Origin of the sequence: Caloramator mitchellensis, assembly GCF_001440545.1 — a bacterium.
GTDB lineage: Bacteria > Bacillota > Clostridia > Clostridiales > Caloramatoraceae > Caloramator > Caloramator mitchellensis.
In genome coordinates this window covers 234,662-258,764 of the sequence record NZ_LKHP01000001.1, presented here as the reverse complement: position 1 = coordinate 258,764, position 24,103 = coordinate 234,662, and the positions used below count along the sequence as shown (strand labels likewise).

Annotated in this window: 18 protein-coding genes and 1 other annotated feature; of the genes, 5 read left to right on the top strand and 13 right to left on the bottom strand. The window is 30.5% G+C overall.

All coding sequences use genetic code 11. From position 1 onward, the window contains the following. Positions 1-5 precede the first annotated feature (5 nt). Genes ABG79_RS01235 through ABG79_RS01195 form a run of 9 tightly spaced genes read right to left on the bottom strand, consistent with a single transcriptional unit; the run spans position 6 to position 7,722 of the window. Positions 6-773 carry a type II secretion system protein gene (locus tag ABG79_RS01235; RefSeq protein ID WP_057976283.1) on the bottom strand — a complete coding sequence of 256 codons (768 nt, stop codon included), beginning with the start codon at positions 771-773 and terminating at the stop codon, positions 6-8. Positions 774-778: 5 nt separating this feature from the next. Then, positions 779-1,864 (bottom strand): hypothetical protein, encoded by a 1,086-nt coding sequence (locus ABG79_RS01230; RefSeq protein WP_057976280.1) that lies wholly within the window; start codon positions 1,862-1,864, stop codon positions 779-781. Between the two features lie 5 nt (positions 1,865-1,869). After that, positions 1,870-2,421 carry a PilN domain-containing protein gene (locus tag ABG79_RS01225; RefSeq protein ID WP_057976278.1) on the bottom strand — a complete coding sequence of 184 codons (552 nt, stop codon included), beginning with the start codon at positions 2,419-2,421 and terminating at the stop codon, positions 1,870-1,872. A gap of 15 nt (positions 2,422-2,436) precedes the next feature. Then, positions 2,437-3,363 carry a type IV pilus biogenesis protein PilM gene (gene pilM / locus ABG79_RS01220; RefSeq protein ID WP_057976276.1) on the bottom strand — a complete coding sequence of 309 codons (927 nt, stop codon included), beginning with the start codon at positions 3,361-3,363 and terminating at the stop codon, positions 2,437-2,439. Positions 3,364-3,374: 11 nt separating this feature from the next. Further along, positions 3,375-3,866 (bottom strand): type II secretion system protein, encoded by a 492-nt coding sequence (locus ABG79_RS01215; RefSeq protein ID WP_057976274.1) that lies wholly within the window; start codon positions 3,864-3,866, stop codon positions 3,375-3,377. 10 nt (positions 3,867-3,876) lie between these two features. Further along, a complete protein-coding gene (locus tag ABG79_RS01210) occupies positions 3,877-4,371 on the bottom strand; it encodes a prepilin-type N-terminal cleavage/methylation domain-containing protein (RefSeq protein WP_057976271.1) in 495 nt (164 codons plus the stop codon). Positions 4,372-4,428: 57 nt separating this feature from the next. Beyond that, complete coding sequence (locus tag ABG79_RS01205) at positions 4,429-4,797, bottom strand: type II secretion system protein (protein ID WP_057976269.1); 369 nt, start codon at positions 4,795-4,797, stop codon at positions 4,429-4,431. Between the two features lie 12 nt (positions 4,798-4,809). Beyond that, positions 4,810-6,024, bottom strand: coding sequence for a type II secretion system F family protein (locus ABG79_RS01200; RefSeq protein ID WP_057976267.1), 1,215 nt, complete (start codon positions 6,022-6,024; stop codon positions 4,810-4,812). Between the two features lie 12 nt (positions 6,025-6,036). After that, positions 6,037-7,722, bottom strand: coding sequence for a GspE/PulE family protein (locus ABG79_RS01195; protein ID WP_057976265.1), 1,686 nt, complete (start codon positions 7,720-7,722; stop codon positions 6,037-6,039). A 196-nt stretch (positions 7,723-7,918) separates the two neighbouring features. Between ABG79_RS01195 and ABG79_RS01190 the strand changes: the two genes are divergently transcribed. The 3 genes from ABG79_RS01190 to ABG79_RS01180 are packed head-to-tail and all read left to right on the top strand — an operon-like array spanning position 7,919 to position 15,029. Then, entirely contained in the window at positions 7,919-12,742 is a 4,824-nt protein-coding gene (locus tag ABG79_RS01190; RefSeq protein WP_057976262.1) for a nicotinate-nicotinamide nucleotide adenylyltransferase, read from the top strand. Positions 12,743-12,750: 8 nt separating this feature from the next. Continuing rightward, positions 12,751-13,983 carry a lactate/malate family dehydrogenase gene (locus ABG79_RS01185; protein WP_057976260.1) on the top strand — a complete coding sequence of 411 codons (1,233 nt, stop codon included), beginning with the start codon at positions 12,751-12,753 and terminating at the stop codon, positions 13,981-13,983. A 50-nt stretch (positions 13,984-14,033) separates the two neighbouring features. Beyond that, on the top strand, positions 14,034-15,029 hold the full coding sequence (locus ABG79_RS01180; protein ID WP_152978178.1) for a flavodoxin family protein: 996 nt from the start codon (positions 14,034-14,036) through the stop codon (positions 15,027-15,029). A 67-nt stretch (positions 15,030-15,096) separates the two neighbouring features. On the opposite strand, the gene ABG79_RS01175 is transcribed toward ABG79_RS01180, so the two are convergent. Beyond that, positions 15,097-15,819 carry a gamma-glutamyl-gamma-aminobutyrate hydrolase family protein gene (locus ABG79_RS01175; protein ID WP_057976257.1) on the bottom strand — a complete coding sequence of 241 codons (723 nt, stop codon included), beginning with the start codon at positions 15,817-15,819 and terminating at the stop codon, positions 15,097-15,099. 115 nt (positions 15,820-15,934) lie between these two features. Between ABG79_RS01175 and ABG79_RS01170 the strand changes: the two genes are divergently transcribed. Both ABG79_RS01170 and argS read left to right on the top strand, forming a co-directional pair. Beyond that, on the top strand, positions 15,935-17,092 hold the full coding sequence (locus tag ABG79_RS01170) for an aminotransferase class V-fold PLP-dependent enzyme (protein ID WP_057976256.1): 1,158 nt from the start codon (positions 15,935-15,937) through the stop codon (positions 17,090-17,092). A 52-nt stretch (positions 17,093-17,144) separates the two neighbouring features. After that, positions 17,145-17,350: a binding site (T-box leader), on the top strand. A gap of 40 nt (positions 17,351-17,390) precedes the next feature. Beyond that, positions 17,391-19,082: an arginine--tRNA ligase gene (gene argS / locus ABG79_RS01165; RefSeq protein WP_057976255.1), complete on the top strand. Its 1,692-nt coding sequence runs from the start codon at positions 17,391-17,393 to the stop codon at positions 19,080-19,082. A 35-nt stretch (positions 19,083-19,117) separates the two neighbouring features. Here argS and ABG79_RS01160 read toward each other — a convergent pair whose 3' ends face one another. From ABG79_RS01160 to ABG79_RS01150, 3 genes are read right to left on the bottom strand one after another with little or no spacing between them, the layout of a single operon-like run. Beyond that, positions 19,118-20,830, bottom strand: coding sequence for a hypothetical protein (locus ABG79_RS01160; protein WP_057976253.1), 1,713 nt, complete (start codon positions 20,828-20,830; stop codon positions 19,118-19,120). Then, positions 20,814-22,736 carry an McrB family protein gene (locus ABG79_RS01155; protein ID WP_057976251.1) on the bottom strand — a complete coding sequence of 641 codons (1,923 nt, stop codon included), beginning with the start codon at positions 22,734-22,736 and terminating at the stop codon, positions 20,814-20,816. The genes ABG79_RS01160 and ABG79_RS01155 overlap by 17 nt, the downstream gene beginning before the upstream one ends. Before the next feature lie 2 nt (positions 22,737-22,738). Next, the gene (locus tag ABG79_RS01150; protein ID WP_057976249.1) at positions 22,739-23,995 is read right to left on the bottom strand and encodes a hypothetical protein; all 1,257 of its coding nucleotides are present in this window, start codon (positions 23,993-23,995) and stop codon (positions 22,739-22,741) included. Positions 23,996-24,103: the final 108 nt, after the last annotated feature.

Here is a 24,103-nt window from a genome sequence, read left to right as displayed (position 1 = left end):
TTATATCACTCGCCTTGAATTCTATTTGTTATATCAAATGTTTTACTATCGATTATTTTTCCATTCTTTTTAATTGTTATAGTTAATAGTTTAATCTCCTGATTGACGTTAGAAGCAATATATGGATTTTTCTCAAAGTAAACTGTCGGGTAAATTGATATTAAATTGAAATTTTGTTGGTTAGTTATATATTTTACAGTGAGATTTTTATAATAAATATCGTTCCCTTCATAAATTCCATCGATTACAATTTCATAAGGTGCATTAATATAAATTAAAATCACATACTTGGGATTGCTAACATTTAACGAAAAAAGTTGAATAGCTTTGTCTGAAAGAATTTCATATTTAAGCCCTAAGTCATCTTTTGTTATTATTAATTTAATTATACTTGAAGTTAAGTTGACATTATAGGAATTATTGTTATAGTTTATATTTGCAATTTCATTATTGATTTCGATTATTGCATCATAATCATCATATCTTATCCCAGCCAAATCGTATTGTGATTTTGTATTAAAATCATACTCTATATCATATCCTAAATAATTAGTTGGAAGATTGCCCGGTTGCTGCCCCGATGATTTGAAGTTTAAATATGATTCAAAAGCATAGTTAATTACATTAGCAACTTCAGTTTTATTCTTTGAAATATCATTTGTTTTAATTATCATATTAAATACTCCATTAACTGGTGCAAGCAACAATCCCATTATTGCAAATGCCACAAGTATTTCAATTAGAGTATATCCCCTAGCTTTTATAGGATTCACTCCCCTCATCTTTTCTCGACAAATGTGTTTTTCCCATTAGTTACAACTCTAACTCTTGGGTTGTTTTTGTCATCGTTAAAAATATATGCAAATACTCTTCTATTTGTTTCATTCTTTATGTTTAGCAAAACTACATTTTTATCATCTTCAAATTTTCTAGGTGTTGAAAAAACATATATTATTATATCGTCAGTTTGTGATTTAAATTCTTTATATTCTCCTGATTTAGGATAAGTTTCCGTTTCCGTAGAAATTTTGTAAAATATTTTATTATCATTTTGTTTTAACTCTATACTTGCACTTTCTATTGACTTATTATTGCCAAACAAACTAAAGCCTTCACCCATTTTGGATAAAGTAACAGCCGTGGTTGGAGAATTTATAGTTGAAGCTAACAAAATAAAATCTTTGTTTTTCTCTATATATTCATTTGTAAATCTATCTAAATTACTATTTGACTTAGAGGTTCCTGTAAATAAGTTGCTCTTTCCAGTTTGTAAGTTAAAATCCTCCCACTGCCTTATAGGTGCAAATTCATCTCTATATCCATAAAAATTCAAATCAAATGAGCAAGCTAAATTTGCATTAGAAGGTATCGGTGTTATAACTAAATTATCGATATTGTATAATATATTAAAATCCTCAGAACGACTGATTAAATTTTTTAATTTTTGATAACTTATAACTGTGTTAATTTTAATAGTATAAAAAAATGCTTTGTCGTCCTTTTTCTTTTCATCTAAAGCATATTCTTGTCTTGATGAAATAGGAATATCTGTTATTACAGCACCATGCTTTTTTAATAGATTTAAGGTGTCAACAATGCAAAATTTTTCATCCTGATTGGTTGGCATTCTTGATGATAAGTCAAAGTAGTTCTTTTTTGTATCCTCAATTTTATCTTTATTGGCATTGTATAATATAACTGCCTGGTTTAGCTGTTCCATTCTATTGTTTAACTCTATATTTTTTCCTTTTAATAATTCAACTTTTGAATTTAGGGCTTGATACATAAGATAAATCATCACTGCCATTATTACTATTAATAATAACGATAACATCTTTTTATCCTTTTCAGTTAAAGAAAACAATCAAATCACTTCCTTACTATATCAGCTGAAATTGATGTTCTTTTTATATTGTTTTGATTTGATATACCATTAAAGCTAATATTGCTAAACTTATCTGAATTTTGCAGGTTGTTTAAAAACTGAGCAATATTTTCTTCCTTAGATGATTTGATAATAAACATAATTTTTCCTTTTGATATATTAATGTTTTCATAAATAACTTCTGAAGGTGTTATCTGCTCAAGTTCTACTATTGCATTGTTTATATAGTCGTTATCCTCTGTTACTTTATTATTAATAGAAAGTTTTTTTTCATATAAAGTCTTAATTGCTTGGAACTCATTTAGTTGCTTTTCTATTTTCTGTAATTCCCCAATCTTCCTTGACAAATTTTCATTTTGTATTTTATAATATGTGGCTTTATACAATAAAACCGAAGATATGATAATAAAAACTGCTAATTCAACGGCAATAAAATATAATATTTTCTTGAAATCAAACTCACTTTTTTTATTTGAAAGATAATAAGCCTTCAAAAAATCAATATCTTTATTCTTATTTAGTAAATTTTCAAACATAATATCCCCCTTAAACTATAGTAGGCCTGCTAATGGAACAAGATAGTTGTTTCCTTCTATTTCTTTTTTTACTTCTATATTTTCAATTTTTTCAAGTATACTTGTATTGGCTCCTGTATTCTGTTGGATGTGTAGGCTAAAATTAAAATATTTTGACAATTCCCCGGTAATATAAATATTTGATATTTGGCTTCTTTCCTTTGTTGCATAAAATTCTATCAATTTAGTTATATTATCAATTGCGTCTTTTATTGCATAGGCATCTGGAATAAATTCCTGATTGTTTCTATTCTCATAAAAATCAATCAAATCATAGGGAAATGTTTTGGAGATTTGAATTATGCCATTCTTAACAACAACACAGGTTATAAAACTTCTTTGTATACTAACAATCATGTTGCTTGTATCATTTTCCAATTTCTTAAAAGCAATCATCTTTGATAGCACATTTTGTTCTATATCAATTTTATTTATTTTCAATTTTAATTTTTGTGAAATACTAATTACCTTTTCGATTATTTGTCTTGGTATTGCGAACACTAATAAGTTTTGCTTACTTACCTTTTCGGCCTTAAATTTATTTATAACCTTGTAATCGAGCAAATACTTGTCAAGATTTACAGGAAAATATTGCGCCGATTCTATTTTTAGTAGATTATACATTTTTTCTTCTGGAACTGTTGGTAAAGTCATTTCTCTTACCAATAAATTTGAAATACCTGATAAAATTATGTTTGCACTTCTTCTTTTTAAATTATTTTCTACAAAAAATTTGTTTAGCTTCTCATATATTTCATCTTCATCCAAGTTGTCAGCAATGTAGCTTGAACCTGATTTCAAATCAATCTGTTCAACTCTCTCAACAGTAATTTTCTTGCCTTTTTTGCCTTCTACTATTTTTATATAATTGTTGCTTAATTCTATACATAAGGTATTAAACATATCTCTACCCCTCATTTTCTAATGTTATAATTCAACGAATAAGTCCTTTTATAATTTCTAATTTTATAATCGACATCAAAATTTATACTTAAAAAATTACCTTCAATTTTAATTCTAAAATTCTCCACATATCCGGATAATATTTGGTTTGGAATATTATCCTTTTCGATTATCAATGACTTAGTTGATGAATCAAAGTATATTTTAATATGATTTCCATTTCCTGAATAATCTAATGTGCTGTTTTCTTTTGGAACGATTATTATTAATTTTTCAAATGAATTTTCATCTATTATTTTTATTTCTTCCTGAAAAGACGTCTGAAGCGAAGAAGTAGTAAAATCCAAAAAACTTTTTACTTGAGATTCAATATATGCTTTTTGCTTTTCTTCCGTCAAAAGTTTTGTATTTCGAATTAAAAAATCATATCCTATACCTAATAATATTAATAATATTATAGAAACAACCATTATCTCAATCAAAGTAAATCCTTTTTCCTTCATTTTATCATCCCTATTTGATTATTACATAGCCTGGTGGAGTTGACTTAATTTCTATTGTCTTATAAATTTCAGAATTACTACTGTTTGTTAATTTTATATTGAAATTGATAAATTCATTATTAAGTGCGTTATTTTTAAAGACAATGTTTCCATTTGAAGCAAAATTAATCAAATTCACCGTATCAACAGACAAATTTACATTTCCATCGTTAAATTCCATGATTGCATTTTGTAATTCAATACTTCTAACAACTTGTCCATTGTTTATTATCGATATATTATAATTTGAACTACCTCTTTTTATTTCTATTTTCCATTTAGTATAATCCATCTCGTTATTGCTCTTCTCATAGACTTCTTTAACCATTGCAGCTATATCGTTAGCAGCACTATCTAATTTTGACTTCTGACTCAATCTTACGAAATTTATATTTGTAATCGCAATCAATATTCCCAGTATTGCAAGGACGATTATAATTTCAACAAGCGTAAACCCTTTTTTCATAATATCACATCCATATGTTTAATTAGACCAGAGGCTGGGCCTCTGGTTGAATCATCATTAATATTTGGATGAATCAGGATATAGTTCCTTATTATTAGAAAATATCTTTAACTCAGTTCCATTATAATTGTATTGAAAAACTTCTCCTTCTTTCTTTGTTTTTGAATTTTGATCATAGCTTGTGTAGTTAGTAATCCATGTTGGTAAATTAGAAGTAGTATTTGTAGTTAATGTATTTCCTTCTGCCATTCCTTGCATCAGTGCAGAAGCTATTTCCTTTGCTGCTGCAATATCTGCCGTCTTCTTAGCATTGTTTATTTGTTTCATCGCCTGTGGAACTGCAACTGCAGCTAAAATAGCTATTATTGCCATTACAACAACCATTTCAATCAACGTAAAACCTTTCTTCTTATTTCTCTTTTCCATTTATAAAACCCCCTATCCTAAATTCATGTTTCCATAGAGTTTAAACATAGGCAATATGATTGAAGCAAGCATAAAGCCTACAATAAGCGCTAAAAATACAATCATTACTGGTTCAAATATTGCTGTTAATCTTGATACAGAATTTTCTACTTCATTTTCATAATAATCTGCAAGTTTAGAGAGCATTTCCTCTAGAGTTCCACTCTCTTCCCCAGTTTCAATCATTATTGGAACAAGAGTTGGGAAAATGCCTAAATCTTCAATCGGTCTACTTAACCCTTCACCTCCTTTTACCCTTTCAGCAACTCTTTCAAACTGCTCTTCTATATAGACGTTTCCTAAAAGTTTTTTTGTAGTGTCTATTGCAGATACTAATGGAACGCCTGCATTTATCAACGTGGAAAGAGTCCTTGAAAACCTCGCAATAGAAGCATTAAGAGTTATATTTCCTGCAACAGGGACTTTTAACCTTGTCTTTGAAAATAATATGCTTCCTGTCGGGGTTTTTTTATAATAATTAATTAAAATTGTAAACAATATAATTAAAGCAATTAATAACATATAATTATTTTTTAAGAAAGAACTTGTTGACAGTATAAACCTTGTAGTTGGCGGTAGTTCTACCCCTAAGTCATTAAAAAGCCCAACAAATGTTGGAATTACAAAAATCAACAGAAGAATTAAAACTATAAAGGATACAACAAGGACAATCGCTGGATACATCAAAGCATTTGTCACCTTCTGCTTTAGCTTCATTTCCTTTTCAAAATGAATTGCCATCTTTTCAAATGAATTATCCAAGGAACCGCTGACTTCTCCAGCCTCCACCATATTAATCAATATGGTGGGAAATACATTGTTAAAATTCCTCATCGAATCCGAAAGAGTAACACCCTTTTCTACATCTTCATAGAGTGTATTTATTGCTTTTGCAAGTGTCTTGTTTGTCATTTGTTTTCTTGCAACATTAAGGCAGGTTAATATGTTTAAACCTGCTTGCAGCAAAGTTGCTATTTGCCTGCAAAACAAAGATAAATCCTTTGAAGATACTTTTTTAAATAAATTTATCTGAACATCTTTTTGCAAAAGACTTTTTTCATCGATGCTTACTATATATAGTTCCTTTTCCTTCAGTTGTCGTAATGCTGATTGAACATCAGGTGCTACAACGTTCCCCTTTACCTTTTTCCCATTCTTATTTATCGCTTCATAAACAAACTCAGCCATCTTTATCCCTCTTTATTCCATACTATAGGTAACCCTTAAAAATTCCTCAAATGTTGTTTCTCCTTTTTTTACCTTTTGGGCACAGCTTTGTTTTAAAGTTAACATTCCATTTTGTAACGCCAAATCCTTCAATTCATCGCTGCTGGCACTTTTTAATATATAGTTTCTTAAGTTTTTGTCGACAATTAATATTTCATATATTCCAGTTCTTCCTATATATCCTTTATTGCCGCAGTAAACACAGCCCTTACCTTTATATAGCTTGTCTATTTCACTAGCGTCAAAGCCTAATGCCTTAACTTCAGCTTCATCAGGAACATATTCTTCCTTACAGTGCGGACAAATTTTTCTAACAAGTCTTTGTGCTATAACCCCTACAAGTGAAGAGCTTATTAAAAAGTTTTCAATGCCCATATCAACAAGTCTTGTTACAGCGCTTGGAGCATCATTGGTGTGTATTGTAGATAAAACCAGATGCCCTGTTATTGCTGCTCTTACAGCAATCTCTGCCGTTTCCTTATCTCTGATCTCACCTATCATTATTATATCAGGGTCCTGTCTTAAAATTGACCTTAAAGCTGTAGCAAAAGTCAATCCAGCCTTTTGATTTATTTCAACCTGATTAACACCCTTTATCGTGCTCTCAACCGGGTCCTCTACTGTAATTATATTTTTTGTTCCGGTATTTAATTCTCTTAAAATTGTATATAGCGTTGTCGACTTACCGCTTCCAGTAGGACCGCTAACAAGAATGATTCCATGCGGTGATGAAATAATTTTATCATATCTATCTAAATCCTGTTTTAGAAATCCCAAATCCTTCTTCTCCTTAAGAAAAGCCTTTTTATCAGCTATTCTTATTACAACTTTTTCACCATATACCGTTGGAAGTGTAGATATTCTCATATCATATTCTCTATCAAAATAATTATATGATGTTCTACCATCCTGAGGTATTCTTTTTTCAGCAATATCCATATTTCCAAGAACTTTTATTCTTGCAACAAGCGGAGCATGAAGTTCAACTTCAGTCTTCATAATTTCGTATAAAATACCGTCTATTCTGAATTTAATAATTATTTCCTCTTCAAATGGTTCGATATGTATATCGCTTGCTCTTTGAATTATAGCTTGTTCAAAAACTGAATTTACAAGCTTTACTATAGGTGCAGAAGCAGAATCATCCTGCTCTTTTGACTGTTTATTTCTATCAAGCCTAAAAAACTTATTTTCTTTCTTAAATTCTTCAGCTGCCTTTAAAGCTTCCTGTTTGCCATAATATTTATCTATTTGTTTTTTTATGTCCTCAGATTTTGCAATTGCTGGTTGAACATTTTTTCCACTATAAATTTGGACGTCCTCTATTGCAAAAATGTTCAAAGGATCAGCCATGGCAACATATAATTTATCGTGTTCAATTTTTATTGGTAGAAGTGTATGCCTTTTAGCTATGTTTTCTGAAACAAGTTTAATAGCATCCTGTTCGATTGGAAATCTATCTAATTTTACATGAGGAATGCCAAGTTGAAATTCCAGGACCTCGATAATTTGATCCTCTGTAATAAATCCCTGCTCTACGAGTATTTCTCCTAATTTTTTACCACTACTTTTTTGAAGCATAAGAGCTTTTTGCAATTGTTCCGGAGTTATCAATCCAGTTTCGACCAAAAATTCACCAAGTCTCTTTTTTATTTGCATAATGGCATATTCCTTTCAAAATTGACTTAATCTGAAACGACAAAAAATAATTTCTTTGTAAATAATTACACAATAATTATAAATCACTTTCCTAAATTAGTAAATATAACATTCAAATTTTGAATTAATTATAATCTTGATTAAAATAGTTGAATTTGAGATAATATTAATAAATTCAGCATATGTAGGTGATTTTATGGAAAATATAAATATTCTTAATATTTTGTCAAATGAAATGAATGCCTTTGAAATGTTGCCAATTTTTAATCAAAAGATTAAAACAATTAAAAGTTTGATTAATAACAAGATTTTTATTACCAAGTTGAATATTCTTTTACAGGAAAAAAAGTTTACTGCAAGGGACCTTTTTGCTTCAATCAACGAATATCTAATCAAACTTGGACCAGTTCCAGATGACTTTTTGTTTTATTTATATGAATACACATTAAACAAGTCCTTTCCAAATGCAAACACAATCGGGTTAAAGGAAGAATATAATATTACATGCGAATTTTTCTTAAAAATGTATAGTATTATGAATGAAATTCAAAAATACTCCGAAGATGACACATGGCAGAGCAAACATGCACTTCATTTTTTAAACGAAGATGAAGTTGAAGATGAATTAAAGCATGAGTATAAGAATTTTGTTAAGTCCTTTAGAAATCAGTATATTTACGAACTTATGAAACTGCATAGAGAAATTACCCATCACAATACAATAGACCATATTTGCGGCGTTCACGATGTTGCAATGCATATTGCAAGGCAAATCAAAAAAATAGGTCTTCCAATAAGCCTTGCTAAAATTTCAGGTGCATCAATTGGGCATGATATAGGCAAATTCGGTTGCAGAACTTCTGAACTTAAAAGGCTGCCTTACCTTCATTATTACTATACGGATATCTGGTTTAAGAAAAACAAAATGCCCTACATCGGACACATAGCAGTTAATCATTCCACATGGGATTTAGAACTTGAAAACCTGCCAATAGAATCCCTTGTTCTGATTTATGCAGACTTCAGAGTTAAAAACAAAAAAATTGATGATAAGAACGTGATGTATATATTTGAGCTAAAGGATTCATTTGATGTAATACTTGAAAAACTAGATAACGTGGATGAAAAAAAGGAAAAAAGATATAGAAAAGTATATAGCAAATTAAAGGACTTTGAAGATTACTTAATTAGCCTTGGGATTAATGTTAGCCTCGAATCAAATGATAAAAATATAAAATTAGAACCTTCTTACTCGCTTTTACAGGGAAAAGAAATAATAAACAATATTAAATATAACTCTATTTATCACAACATCAATTTAATGTATAGATTGCGCGATGAAAGCTCATTAAATTTAATGTTGGAGTCTGCTCGTAGTTTAAATGACAAGAATAATTTAAGAGAATATCTTTCGGTTTTTGAAGAATACTCTCAATATTTAACTCAGCATCAAAAAATTCTAATGTTAAAATTTTTGTATGATGAAATGATAAATCCCGAGGATGACATTAGAAAGCAATGTGCACAGCTAATTGGAACATTAATTGCCACATTTGATGAAGATTACAGAAAAGAAGTTCCTGAGGATGTTACGATTGAAAAGCCTGATATTACTGGAAGCGATTTGTTTAAACAATACCTTGATTTGTTTTTAAATCCCGATGAAAGGCTAATTGAAATTCACAGAAATTGGATTGGATATAATCTTAATTCGATGTTAAAGTCTTTATTTAAAAGTTGTAGGACCAACCAGCTTAATTCAATAAAACAAATAATTTGTGAATACTATAAATCAAATGATTACAAAAAATCCACTTTAATCTATTTAATTCAGGCTATCAAGACAATTCCAATCGACGAGAATAGTTCAGAGTTAATTAAATTTTTAATTAACATGCTAAAAAGTGGAGATAAAACTATCGAATTAACTTCACTTGATGCTATTTATAATATTTCTACAAGATATGAATACTTTCCATTAAAACACGAGTTGATTGACGAATTAAATGAAAGTTTGAAGCATTGCAAATATGAAGCAGAAGAATATATAAAATTTAAAACTTTAAAACAGCTTGGAGAAAATATTGATTTCAATATCAATAAATACGAACCAAAAATATCAGAAATATCGCTTAGCAACCTCAAAACGGCAACTAACTGGATTTTGAAAAAACTTCAGGTTGAATTATTGTTTGATTTTTCGTTAGAAAATATTAGAACACACGGTCTGTATACTGCAATTCACTATTGTAATATATTAAAGGTAAGCGCCTATGAGAGCGTAAGAAATAAGGCGGGTGAGATGTTAGTTAGACTTATTCCGCACCTTTCTATGGAACAAAGGAACGATATAGTTGTCGAGTTGTTAAGGGCATTAGAAATAGAAGGATACCAATTCACAAAATATATACCGGAATATCTTGGACAAATAATATTATTTTTAAAACCTGTAGAGCTTGACGAAGTTGTTGACGATTTTGTCGATAAAATCAAAAACGCTGGCGTGCAAATAAATTCGCTGCTTCTAAAAACAGTTGCCATAACTGTTGCAAATTACCACACCTACAAATCAAACTTTTTTGAGGAAGATTCAAAGTATAAGCAAAGATTATCCAAAATATTAGGAGTAATGTTAAACGGATTGGTTCATTACGAACCTGCTATAAAAAGAGTTGCCATAAATGTTATAGGAAAAAATATATTTGAAAACGCTAAAATGTCGATAGAAGAAAAATATAAAATATTTAAGTTGTTATCAAAGAAAATACTTACCCTTATCCCTGAAGATAAAGAAGATGAGTTGCTATTTTTTTCAAATGCATCTTCATTAAATCATATATATAGATTTATATCAGATTATAGTATCATAAATGGAGAAATAAATATAGAAAATGAAAAAAAAGTTGCTTTTTTCCCAGGAAGTTTTGACCCATTTTCATTAAGTCATAAGGAAATTGCAAAGGCCATAAGGGATTTGGGTTTCACGGTTTATCTTCAGGTAGATGAATTTTCATGGTCAAAACAAACTTTGCCAAATTTATTAAGAAGAAAAATAATTAATCTTTCTATCGCAGATGAGTTAAACATGTTTTTATTCCCAGAAAATGTCCCGATTAATATCGCAAATATAAATGATTTATTAAAATTAAATGAAATATTTCCAAATTCAGAAGTATATTTAACAGTTGGAAGCGATGTGATTCAAAATGCCTCAGCATATAAATCATCTTCCAATGATTTGACGATATTTGATTTTTCACATATTGTTTTTGAAAGAAAAGCTAACCTGCATAATTTGAATGATGTCCAAAATATATCAGAAATACTTGGCAAATTTAAAAAGGATATAATCAGGCTTTCACTATCTCCACAGTATGAAGATATAAGCTCAACGCAAATAAGAGACTATATAGACCAAAACAAGGATATTTCTGCACTCGTGGATCCATTGGCAGAGAAATATATTTATGAGAATGGTTTTTACAGAAGGGAACCTCAATATAAATCAATCATTAAAACTATTTCACTTGATATTGATGTATATGAAGAATATGATGAAGCATTTTTTGATATGATAATCGATATTATAGGTGAAAATAAAATATTATTAAAGCAAAACTTGATTCAAATAGCCAAAAAATATAATTCAAGATTTATCGTATTAAGGGATGTTGTAAAAAATGAAATAATCGGGGTATCTGCTTTTCACTGGTTAAGAAGTTCTTCCTTATACTTTGAACTTTTGGATTCAGAAGCAACTGAATATATAAGAGAAAATGCCGTTGGAAGAATGATTATGCTTGATGCCTTCATAATAAACAATATGTCAAGCTATGATAATATTTTACAAATACTGATAACCGAAACTTTATCCTTCTGTATAGCTAAGGACTACGATTATGCAATATATAAAAATCAGCTAAGCCTCCCTGATGATGATATTCAAGAGACATTAAAGCTATATGGATTTTTAAATATACCACATTCAAACAGCAATGCAATGGTTGTCAATATGAATTCACCAATAACGTTAAGTTTAGATATAGAAAACGTTATTAAGGAACCCTTCAGAAGCAATAAAAATATATTAAGGATAATTAAAAAATCCAGAAAAAAATTATTAAAGGCATTATCAGAACTTTATCCTGGACATTTAGTCCTTCCAATTGACATGAACATAGTTCATGAGTCACTTGTTAGAAAGATATGCAATGAAAATGGTGTCTCAACAATTCCAGAAACACCTAGAAATCTTGGACCTTTTATGTGCGTCCCATATGGAAATTTTTTAAACAGATATATAGTTCCTAATACAGTTACAAAATCACTGCACACTGAAAAATTTTTTGAACCTGATATGAAAAGATTTGAAATAAAGGCGTTCCCATATTACCTTGATATTGAAAATCAGATTAGAATGATTAAATCTTTTAACCGTCCAATGATACTAATAGACGATGTTCTTCACAAGGGATATAGAATTAAGGCTCTGGACCCTCTATTAAAAAGAGAAGATATAAAAGTTCATAAGATAATTGTCGGTATTTTATCAGGGCGTGGCAAAGAAATAATGGACGTTCAAAATAGAGATGTCGATAGCGTCTATTTCATACCTAAATTAAGGCACTGGTTCAACGAAAATCTATTATACCCATATATTGGTGGAGACACATTATGGAGAGGGGAATATCCAAAACGCAACCTAATCCCTTCCATTAATTTAATTCTACCCTACGCTTCACCAACCTTTATTAAAGGGGCGTCCAAAAAATCAATCTTTACATTATCAAAGACATGTTTGGAAAATGCTTTAGATATTTTAAAGGTAATAGAGCACGAGTATCAGATATTAAGAGAAAGAAATCTGACGCTTTCTAATCTTGGTGATGTTTTTATTGCTCCGAGATATCCGGACCACGGCAAAGATGTTTTATTGGATTTAAGCCTTTCTCCTTCCTATTACCTCGAAAATGATATAGAAAGCCTAAATAGAATTGAAGACATAATTAACAGAAGTTAGGTGATAATATGTTTTGCTATAAATACAACGATAATTTTTTATTCTCGTTTTATGAATATGATTTTACAAAGGTAGACGTAAGCGAGTTAATAACAGCTGATAAAGTTTATTTTCTTGGAAAACTGCCCCTATTAAAATCAAGGGAATGTTTTATTGTGAATTCAATAAGTGAACTTTTTTCATCTGAAGAAAATATTGATTTGCTGAATGAATCAAATTATCAATACGATGTAATTGATTTCATTAAATATAAGATTGCACAAAGAAGGCTTGTATATATCAATACTAATTATCCTAATTGGAGTAAATTGTTAAAATATAATTTGAGCAAAAAATTTAGAATAAATGTAATTGGACTTGGAGACGTTGGTGGAACACTACTAATTGGACTTCGATTATTAGGTTCCGACGTTGTTCAAAGCATTGGAATTTATGATAGAAATAAAGAAAAAGTCGACAGGTGGATTTATGAGATAAATCAAATATATTCTCCTTTTTCAGATTTTGAATATCCAAAAGTTAATTCAATCGATATAGATGAAATATTTGACTGTGATGTTTTTGTATTCTGTGTGAGCGCAGGAGTTCCTGAACTTGGTGAAAAAGGCGATGTAAGGATGCTACAATTTGAAGGAAACTCTAATATAATAATGCAATATGCCAAAATGGCAAGACAAAAAAAATTTAAAGGAATTTTTGCAGTTGTATCCGACCCGGTTGATTTACTCTGTAAAGTTGCCTACCTTGAAAGCAACAAAGATAACAATAATTCTTATGATTTTGAAGGGTTATCTTCTAGTCAAATAATTGGATTTGGCCTTGGAGTTATGAACGCAAGAGCAATCTTTTACTCAAATGAAATCGAAGGGGCTGAAAATTATTCAATTGAAGGCAGAGTATTTGGTCCTCATGGTCAGGGAATAATAGTTGCAAATAGCATTAAAAATTATGATGATAATGTGTCAGTTAGACTAACAGCTAAAGTGAAAAATGCTAATCTGGATGTAAGAAAAACGGGTTATAAACCCTATATAGCCCCTGCTCTTTCAAGTGGAGCGCTTTCTATCATTTCTATGTTAAAAGGTGAATGGTTTTATGGCTCTACCTTTTTAGCTGGTGTTTTCTTCGGGTGTAAAATAAGATATTTAGAAGGATTTATCGAAATTGAAAAGTCAGACATTCCTCCTCAACTTATGGAAAGAATCAGAAAAAGTTATAATGATTTGGAAGTGATATTGTGAAGGAATGTTGGGTTATAACTACCCCACTGAGGAGCAAAATTCTCGAAAACATGATTAAATATGTTTTAGAAGGATTTGAATATACAATTGTCGATAGTGTAAAAAATGTAAATAAATTAAAAAATAAAAGGATACTTTTTGCACTTGAGCTTGATGAAGCAGGATTTTGTCATGAAGTCAATTTAATACTCTCTAAGTTTACATCTTTAGGTTTTGACTCATTATATGATTCGACTGCTGCAATCATAATTCACAGCAATAGCGAACTATTTACCAAATCTGCTGCTCAAAATATTATCTTTTTAGCCAATAGATTAGGCTGTAGATTTATTGGCCACCCTCTTGTTGAAGCAATTGATGGTTTTAAGAATTTTTTAACTTGGCAAAAGACAATTAATAAACCTTTAGAAGATATATGCTATGAACAGTGCAGAAATTTGGGTTCGAGATTATTATATTTTGAAAAGCAGCACTTTGATAAACCAAAAATATTGGCTCTACATGCCAGCAATCACCAAACATCAAATACCTATATGCTCTGGAAAATGGTCATGAAAAATATTAATTCTTGCGATATAAAAGAACTTCACGTGGAGAATGGAACAGTCCTTGATTGCATAGGGTGCTCATTTAAAACCTGCAAGCATTTCAGCGAACAAAAAAGCTGTTTTTATGGTGGAATTATGGTAGAGGAAGTTTACCCCGAGGTTGAAAAGGCAGATGTTCTGCTTTGGATTTGTCCAAATTACAACGATTCCATTTCCGCAAATTTAAGCGCTGTTATTAATAGGCTTACGGCTTTATACAGAAAGATTAAGTTTTATGATAAGTCAATTTATGCGATAATCGTTTCTGGAAATTCTGGAGGGGACAGCGTTGCGAAACAGCTGATTGGAGCACTTAATATCAATAAAGGTTTTAAGCTTCCTCCATACTTTGCAGAAATGCAAATTGCTAACGACCCTGGTAGTATTCTTGAAGTTCCTGATATAGAAAACAAGGCTAAATCTTTTGCAGAAAATATAGTCCTTGAAAATGTGTTGTAAACTTTTTGCTACCCTTCGATTTGATTTTTATAAAAAATTGCCCATGAAAAATTTCATGGGCTTTATTTTATTTACACCAATTAACAAATTCCTCAAATAACCTTAACATCACAGGATGTTTCTTTGTCATCATTTCAGGATGCCATTGAACAGCCATAATAGGTTTAGTCTTATGTTCAATCGCTTCAACCACTCCATCAGAAGATTCTGCTGCTATAACAAAATTATTTGGCACTTCTTTTGCTGCCTGGTGATGGAAGCTATTAACAAGAAGTCTGTCGGTATCGAATATTTTGTGAAGTCTTGTTCCTGGTTTTATATTGATATAATGACCTATATCGTTAATATTGGCTCTTTGCATGTGATTTAGATAAGCTTCTTCTCTCTGACTTATATCTTGATACAGCTTTCCGCCGAACGCTACGACCATTATCTGCTGTCCACGGCTAATTCCCAAAATGGGCATATCCTTTTCTATTGCAGCTTTAACTATAAAAAGTTCATAAAGGTCCCTTGGGGTATATGTAAATCCAACAAATTTAGACGGTTCCTCTCCATAATATATTGGGTTTACATCGTGTCCTCCAGATAATATAATTCCGTCTAATTGGTCTATAATCTGCAAAATATCAGACTCTTTATTTATTATCGGAATCAAAACTGGAACTCCTCCAGCCTCCAAAACCGAATCGATGTAGTCCTTGGCCACAAAAAACCTTTCCTGTCCAACATAAACTCCAGACTCTGAAATCAGATAATCGCAGGTAATTCCTATGTAGGGCTTTTTCATTATCAACACCTCCACATCCATATATTAATATAATATATCTTTTCAATTAATTTTAAAAGCATATTTTGTCGCAAATACTTCTGATTTATTGTATAATTATACTGGAGGGATTTATATGCGCAGAATTTATTTAGATAACGCAGCTACTACTTTTCCCAAAGCTCCTACGGTTGCAAAAAGTATGGTTGAGTATATAGAACATATTGGTGGCAATGTTGGAAGAGGAACGCATTTTAGTTCGTATACTGCAGGTTCGGTAGTTTATGAAACAAGAGAATTACTTTCTAAATTGTTTGTATTTGACGACCCTATGAAAGTAGTTTTTACCATGAATATAACACAAAGTATAAACATGATTTTAAAAGGATTTTTAAAGTCAGGCGACCATGTGATTATAACATCGATGGAACATAACGCCGTTCTAAGACCGCTTAGTAGCCTTTCAAAGGAAGGAGTTCAATTTGATGTTTTACAATGCGATGAAACTGGTTTTTTAAATCCAGAAATCATATTAAAATTTATAAGGCCAAATACAAAGCTAATAATTATGTCACATGCTTCAAATGTGACTGGAACCATACAGAACATAAAAAGAATTGGACAAATATGTAAAGAAAAAAATGTTTACTTTTGTTTAGATTCAGCCCAAACTGCTGGAGTTCTTGACATTGATTTTTATGACTTAAATTTAAGCGCACTTGCTTTTACTGGGCATAAAGGATTACTAGGTCCGCAGGGAATTGGAGGTTTTTTGATTTCAACTGAGTTTGCAAACGAGATTAAACCATTAATCGAAGGAGGAACCGGAAGCCTTTCTGAGTCTGAATTTCAACCTTCTTTTTTGCCTGATAAATTCGAATCTGGGACATTGAATATACCAGGAATTTTTGGATTGAATGCAGCAATTAAATACATACTAAATATAGGAACAGAGGAAATCAGAAATAAAGAAAAAGAATTAACAAATAGATTCTTAAACAAAGTATTAAATATAGATAATATTAATGTTTTAGGCCCTAAAAATGTTGAATTTCAAACTGCTGTGGTATCAATTGATTTCAAAAATATAGATAATTCAGAAGCTGCATTTTTGCTTGATAACCAGTTTGGTATTATGACAAGGGTTGGACTTCATTGTGCTCCCCTTGCTCATAAAACTCTTGGAACTTTCCCAAAGGGAACTGTAAGATTCAGCTTTGGGCACTTCAATACAATTGAAGAAGTTGACTACGCAGCTGATTGTATATATAAAATTGCAAATTCGCAGGTTTAGCCTATTGAATAATTCTTTATTATATTATATAATATTAAGCAAAATTTAACATTAAAAATCAATGACGGGGAGGAGTAACTTAAGGATTCCCTTAAGCGAGCAAGGGTTGGTGCGAGCCTTGTAGGGTTACTTAGGCCAAAAGAGCCCCCAAGATGCAGCCTGAAAGCTTTTGCAAGTATGGTGTGCCCCTTATGGGTTATTTAATCGAGTGGGCTTTTTGCCAACAAGAGTGGTACCGCGGGTATAGCCGTCTCTTTTTAGAGACGGCTTTTTTATTTTGAAGAATGGAGGGATAAGAATGGAATATAAAAGAATAATAGCCGAAAGATTAAGCCAATTAACCGATATCGAATCAAATCAAATTGAAAAATTAATTGAGCTGCCACCAAAGCCCGAGATGGGTGATTTTGCCTTTCCCTGCTTTCAACTTGCAAGAACAATGAGAAAGGCACCAAATTTAATTGCAGAAGAACTTAAGGAAAAAATAAATAAAGACGGATTTGAGAAGGTTGAAACCGCTGGTGGTTACTTAAACTTTTTTGTAAACAAAGCTGACGCAAATAAATCAATTCTTCAAAAAATACTAACCGAAAAAGAAAAATATGGTCACACAAATATAGGCGCAGGTAAAACAATAACTATAGATTTTTCTTCTCCAAATATAGCAAAACCCTTTCATGTAGGGCACTTATACTCCACTGCAATTGGTAATTCATTATACAAAATATTTACTTCTCAAGGCTATAACTGCGTTGGAATCAATCATCTTGGTGATTGGGGAACTCAATTTGGAAAATTGATAGCTGCTTATAAAAGATGGGTTGATGAAGAAGCTCTTGAAAAGGAGCCAATAAAGGAACTATTAAGAATATACGTTAAATTCCATGACGAAGCCGAATTAGACCCAAGTTTAGAAGATATAGCAAGACAGCATTTTAAGAATTTAGAAGATGGAAAAGAAGAAGAAGTAAAGCTATGGCAAAGAATTAAAGATGTAAGCCTTATTGAATTTAATAGACTTTACGATACATTAAAAATTAAATTTGACTCTTATGCAGGCGAAAGCTTCTACAATGATAAAATGGACGAAGTTGTAGAAATGCTTGAAGAAAAAGGGCTTTTAACTGAAAGCAGTGGTGCCCAGGTCGTAAATCTTGATGAATATAACATGCCGCCTTGTATTATTAAAAAGTCTGATGGTGCTACAATTTATGCAACAAGAGACCTTGCTGCAGCTTTATATAGAAAAAGAACATATGATTTTTATAAGAACGTTTATGTAGTAGGAACGCCGCAGGCTTTACACTTTAAACAAGTATTCACCACATTAAAGCTAATGGGATTTGACTGGGCTGATGATTGTGTTCATGTAGGTTTTGGGCTTGTTAAATTCGCAGACAAAAAATTGTCTACAAGAAAGGGAGATGTAATTTTCCTTGAGGAATTGTTAAATGAGGCTATATTAAGGGCTAAAGAACTAATCGAGCAAAAGAATGCTGCATTAGAAAACAAAGAAGAAGTTGCTAAGGTTGTAGGTTTGGGGGCAGTTGTTTTCACTTATCTTAAAAATAACAGGGAAAGAGATATAGTATTTACTTGGGAGGATATATTGAATTTTGATGGAGAAACTGCACCATATGTTCAATACTCCTATGCAAGAGGAAGAAGCATATTAAGAAAAGCTGGCAATGTTTATTCAGATATGGATTTTAGTAAAATGACCACATCGGAAGAATTTGAATTGATTAAATTATTAGGTTCTTTTAATGATGCTATTAACAGTGCAATCGAAAAATATGAGCCCTCTGTTGTTACTCGATATATATTGGACGTAGCTAAGGCATTTAACAAATTCTACAATTTAAGTCCTATTTTATCTCTTGAAGATGAAGCATTGAAAAATGCGAGACTTGCATTAGTCGATGCTACTACTATTGTTATAAGAAATGGTTTGGCACTGCTCGGAATAGATGTAGTTGAAAGAATGTAAATAAATCCCCCCATGTAAAACTCATGGGGGGCAATTTAATGTATAATATCTAAAATTAATTTTTTTAGTTCTTCATAACCTATTATTTCTTTTGAAGTGTTGCCGGGCTTTAATTGAAGGAATGAAAAGTCTCCAAATTCCTTTTCGACTAATAAGTCTATATCGTTTTGTCCCGGATAGATAACTACAACCTTTTCTATTGGATTTATTGGCTTCTCTAAATATGATGAAATATATTTAATTGTATTTTTATAGTTCTTAATCTGTATCATAGTTTCAATATTTTCAGTATCGCTCCAAATATAGCTGAACCTTCTATACTTAACCTCTACGATGGCTGATTTTAAAAGCTTATTATCTACAAATACATCGATTCTAATATCAGGCAATCGATTTAATGCATGTGTATAAAATCCGCCCCCCTCATTCAAAGCTTCAGTATATAAAGTAAATAGTTCCTTTTCATACCAAATTTCTATTCTAATATTGTCCTTGACAAATATTGCGTTAATACCTTCTGGAATTCTATCCGCAAAATGATGAATAAATAAATTTTTAAAATCAGAATCAGCAAGCTCAAATCCAATATCCTTAATTGAGTTTATAATATTTAATAACACAAAATATTCATATAATATATCGGATGTCTTAAAATTAGGAGTGCTATAATTTTGCAAATCACGAAGATTTCTATAAATATTATATACTTTATTATATTTAGGTTCCTTCAAGATGCTTTTTAACGGGACAATTCTGCTACTTATTTGAAGTTCACCTAAAATCCCCGTATTTAGCTGCCTTGAAAGTGTATTCAACATTCCTCTTATATCGTTTATATTTTCGTCTATTTCTTTCAGGTTGCCTTTAATCTCATTCAAATAAATCGCATTAGGGACAGTTCTTTGTTTGTCCTTATTTCTTCCATGTAATTCCCTCTCCCTTATTTTGTATTCAACCTTTAACTGCTCCCTCAGGTTGTATAAATTAGACTCAATCCTTCTTAAGTCTTTGTATATTGCTAAAATAATAGCTTTAATAATTTGATTTTCTCTCGAATTTGTAGTTGGGATTTTCTTTATCTCAAGTCTTTCTCCACCGTTTCTCCTGCCAGAAAACCTAATGGTTTTGGCATCCTGTTTTTTTACATTTTGTCCTTTTATATATGTCTTTTTAATTTCAGTAATAGGATTTTTCAATATCTCTTCCATTGCCTTGAATAAATTTTTGAATTCTTTTTTGTATCCTTTAAATATATTCAAATAATTTGTTTGAATAGTGTTCCTACGTGTTCTATTTATTTTAGTAGAAGTATTCAAATTATATGAAAGCCCTCTAATCTGGCTGTTTAAAAATTCTCTGAGGTTTTGGAGCTGTAAATCGTTTATATGTCTCGGTTGAACGGTATAAATATTGTAAAGCAATTTTCCTTCAATGTTTATTCTTATCAGGTGGTCCCCTGGTAATAATATAGAATATTTGTTATCGGATTCAAATAGCTTTACCGTTTCCCCTGGTGCAATCCTTACGAACTCACCTTCATTTGAAAATATATTTTTGATTTCCAAATAACTGTTTTCGAAGATCGATTCAAATTTGACTTGAACCTTTGAAGATTCCTTTATTTCAACTAGTCTATCTTTTATTTCAGTAATACTATCGTAAAAGGTATCAAGGGGCATTTTATAATCATTGCTAAAATTGTCAACAGTAAAAACTACTGTAGCACCAAAATTATGATGCATAGCCATTATAATACATCTCCTCAGCCTTACGTTTTATTTCTTCCAGTGAATGTTTGAAGTCGGATATCTTTCTTGCAATGTCATCTGTAAACAATTCATACAGCAGACTATCCTTTACCTCGTTGTTCTCGCAAACTCCTATCAAATTTCCATATTGTTCCTGATGCCCTTTTATTTTAGTTAATATCCTTTGTTTTATAGCTATATCGATAGCCCTACCTCTATCAATTAACATTTCTCCCTTTTCATTTTCGGGTATATTTAATATATACAGAGCAATATGTTGAAGCGTTCTGTAAGAAACACCTTTTTGCTTATCTACTGAATTAATTATTTGGTGGAGTTTATCAAAAAATTTTAATTCGTTTTCTTTATATACATCTATAGGTATTTCAACGTCCCTTCTCCAAGCCTTGAGGAATTTACTTTGTCCGAAATTATTAAATTCTATCTTTTTTCTATTTTTGAACATGTCCTTCATTTCTATAAATGGAACATTCTGCAATGTTAAAACATTTGCTCTATCTAACAATCTATCTGAGAAATCCTTTGTAGTTTCATCTATGTTCACAGTTCCAACAAATATAACATTATCTTTAACCATTATATTCGGAGGATATTTATCGCTATTTTTGCAGTTTGAATTTTTATTGTATAAAGTCAATTTTCTCTCGTCTTCATCCATTTCTAGCAATGATATAAAAGGACTAAACCAGTATTCAACCTGGCTTAAATTCATTTCATCGAATATAATCATAAAAAGTTCATCCTGTTTGTCCATCGCCCTCTTTAGAATGTCTGCTATTCCCGTTTCAGATGGAATAAACTCTTCTTTAGATGTATTGAGATAGCCTATTATGTCTGCCGGCTCTGTATAGGCAGGACTTATTGGAATAACTGTATAATGTTCCTCGTCAAGCCCAAGAGCCTTTGCATATGCTACAGCAAGTCTTGTCTTTCCCGTTCCTGCCATACCACTAATTATTGTCAATGGATTTGTTTTTACACAAACATGGAAATTATACAAATCTATGTCTTTATAACAGAGTCCTTCCTGCAAAACATATTGCTTAAAGCTCTGTAAAAATTGCCATTCACTCTTAAAGGCATCCTTATAAATTTCAATAAACTCCTTTTGAAAGATACTACTTCCTCTTTCGTTTATATTAATTTTTATTGACTCTAAATATTCTTCATCTATGAACATTAGTTCATCGCTTACTTTATATGCTATGTGTTCATAAAAACTTTCGTCTATTTTTATCTTTTTTATCTCGCCGATACTGCTTAAAATCCTCTTTCCCCTTGAAGTTATCCAGTTTAAATTGCCATAAATATAATCATCGCAAATAATTATTTCAGGATTTTCAAATTCGTTATTATATAGAGGAAGCTCTATAGGCAATTGCTGAATAATAGACTTTTCAAATTCATAGGATGATATACCTGGTGATGGCAACGGAACGTATCTTTTTTCAAAACTGATATTTGACTGCTCAATGTCATAAACTACTAAATTTCTATAATAAGTTTCATTTTTAGACTTATCATCCTTTTTCATAAAAGGTTTGAACAAAATTAATTTATTTTGCAGTTTATCGTATATGCTATTTTTCTTAACCTTAATATCTCTTTCGTGCCAGAAATCCGGAGGCATTTGAATATTTTCCAGTGCCTTTTCAAACCCGATAAATAAATTATTCTCAAATGGGCCAGGTATTTCAAATAATTTTTTGGGCAAAGTAGATATTGGTTTTACATAGAATAATATATATTCAGGATTCTTTTTCAGATAAGTTACTGCTTTTTGTTCTTCACCAATTGAAGGAAATAGTTTTTCATCAGTAGCTAAATATCCAATAATATAACATTCCTGTAAAGATTTAATATCTTCATTTTTAATTGTTTTCATAATTAAACCCCCAGTTTAGATTTTTTTATAATAATATTCCTTACCATTTCTTCAATCGTTACACCAAATATCACAGTAAACTTTATATTATTTCCCTTTAGTTTTTTTTCTAACAATAATAAATCTTTTGTGGTAACGATTGAATTCTTATGAATAATTACAAGCCCCTTATATCCTTCAAGATAGTTTAAATTATTCAATTCTTCAAATGAAACAACATTGCATCTTCCAATGGAGTCAAATATTCTATCATAACCATATCCGGTAATAATTGTGTTTTCAAATGATAAGTTGAACTCTCTTTTTAAATTAGTTAAATTCTCAGTTTCCTTAATTTTAGCTTCTACTTGTGATTTTAAATTTTCCACAGTCTTGTTAATTTCATTTTTATACACTATATATTTTTCTTCAAACTCATTTAATTGTTTCTCTAAGCTTACGAGCCTCTCCTCTTTATTGTTTATTTCCCTCTCCAAATTATTATTCTTTTGACTTAAGTCATTAAACAATTCTTCAAAATGTCTAAAAGCTTCAATATCAAGACAAATGTGCGCATCAGTATATAGTTTATTATAAAAGTCTCTATTGGAATCAAATTCTTCATCAGAAATATTAGAAAGATAGGCAAAAACCATTACGTAATCAGGATACGTATTTCTATTTTCTATGAAATATTTTGCAAACTCATATAAATCATAATCTTTAAATACAGATTTTAGCTTTTCATATTTATCAAATAGCTTTAAGGTCTTTAGTGCCGTTTCGATTTCCGCATCAAACATAGAAAAATAGTCAAACGGTTCCTTTAACTGCAGTAATTTTGAAATTACCTCAGCAGAATTTTCTTTTGTTAATTTTAGGTCTTCAATACAACCATCAAATATATGCCTGTTATTTAATATATTCTCATTTAAAATATTTAACTTTTGTTCTGCAAATTCGGGATAAAGAAATATCAAAATACCAAGTGCAAAATGCGTTGGAACCTTATCTTTTAAAGGATAGGATAAAAAAGTATAAAGAAAATCTTCAATACTGTCTATTTTCATCTCCTTTATTTTAGTTCCGTATACTTCCTCTAATAATTTGTTAAACATATCAGGTTTATTATTAAATTTTTGGATTAAGTTCTTTCTTAACATTATTTCAGGAACCCTAGTAATATTTGCAAATCCCTTTATATTCACCTTCCACCTATTTGCAACTTTAAAGAGCATTTCTTGATCTAATGTATTAAAATATAATTCTACTAAGTTCATTGCTACACCTCCACTCCATAATATAATAATTCTATATAAATACTTTTTTTCCTTTAAAATATCTTCAAAATTATAAATTTCAGTTTAAAAATTGATTTATTTTTGTTA

Coding starts and splice junctions, on each gene's coding strand:
- ABG79_RS01170 (WP_057976256.1), top strand. CDS start 15,935: ATGCGCAGAATTTATTTAGATAACGCAGCTACTACTTTTCCCAAAGCT.
- ABG79_RS01185 (WP_057976260.1), top strand. CDS start 12,751: ATGTTTTGCTATAAATACAACGATAATTTTTTATTCTCGTTTTATGAA.
- ABG79_RS01160 (WP_057976253.1), bottom strand. CDS start 20,830: ATGGCTATGCATCATAATTTTGGTGCTACAGTAGTTTTTACTGTTGAC.
- ABG79_RS01200 (WP_057976267.1), bottom strand. CDS start 6,024: ATGGCTGAGTTTGTTTATGAAGCGATAAATAAGAATGGGAAAAAGGTA.
- ABG79_RS01210 (WP_057976271.1), bottom strand. CDS start 4,371: ATGAAAAAAGGGTTTACGCTTGTTGAAATTATAATCGTCCTTGCAATA.
- pilM (WP_057976276.1), bottom strand. CDS start 3,363: ATGTTTAATACCTTATGTATAGAATTAAGCAACAATTATATAAAAATA.
- ABG79_RS01215 (WP_057976274.1), bottom strand. CDS start 3,866: ATGAAGGAAAAAGGATTTACTTTGATTGAGATAATGGTTGTTTCTATA.
- ABG79_RS01180 (WP_152978178.1), top strand. CDS start 14,034: ATGATTAAATATGTTTTAGAAGGATTTGAATATACAATTGTCGATAGT.
- ABG79_RS01190 (WP_057976262.1), top strand. CDS start 7,919: ATGGAAAATATAAATATTCTTAATATTTTGTCAAATGAAATGAATGCC.
- ABG79_RS01225 (WP_057976278.1), bottom strand. CDS start 2,421: ATGTTTGAAAATTTACTAAATAAGAATAAAGATATTGATTTTTTGAAG.
- argS (WP_057976255.1), top strand. CDS start 17,391: ATGGAATATAAAAGAATAATAGCCGAAAGATTAAGCCAATTAACCGAT.
- ABG79_RS01205 (WP_057976269.1), bottom strand. CDS start 4,797: ATGGAAAAGAGAAATAAGAAGAAAGGTTTTACGTTGATTGAAATGGTT.
- ABG79_RS01155 (WP_057976251.1), bottom strand. CDS start 22,736: ATGAAAACAATTAAAAATGAAGATATTAAATCTTTACAGGAATGTTAT.
- ABG79_RS01175 (WP_057976257.1), bottom strand. CDS start 15,819: ATGAAAAAGCCCTACATAGGAATTACCTGCGATTATCTGATTTCAGAG.
- ABG79_RS01195 (WP_057976265.1), bottom strand. CDS start 7,722: ATGCAAATAAAAAAGAGACTTGGTGAATTTTTGGTCGAAACTGGATTG.
- ABG79_RS01150 (WP_057976249.1), bottom strand. CDS start 23,995: ATGAACTTAGTAGAATTATATTTTAATACATTAGATCAAGAAATGCTC.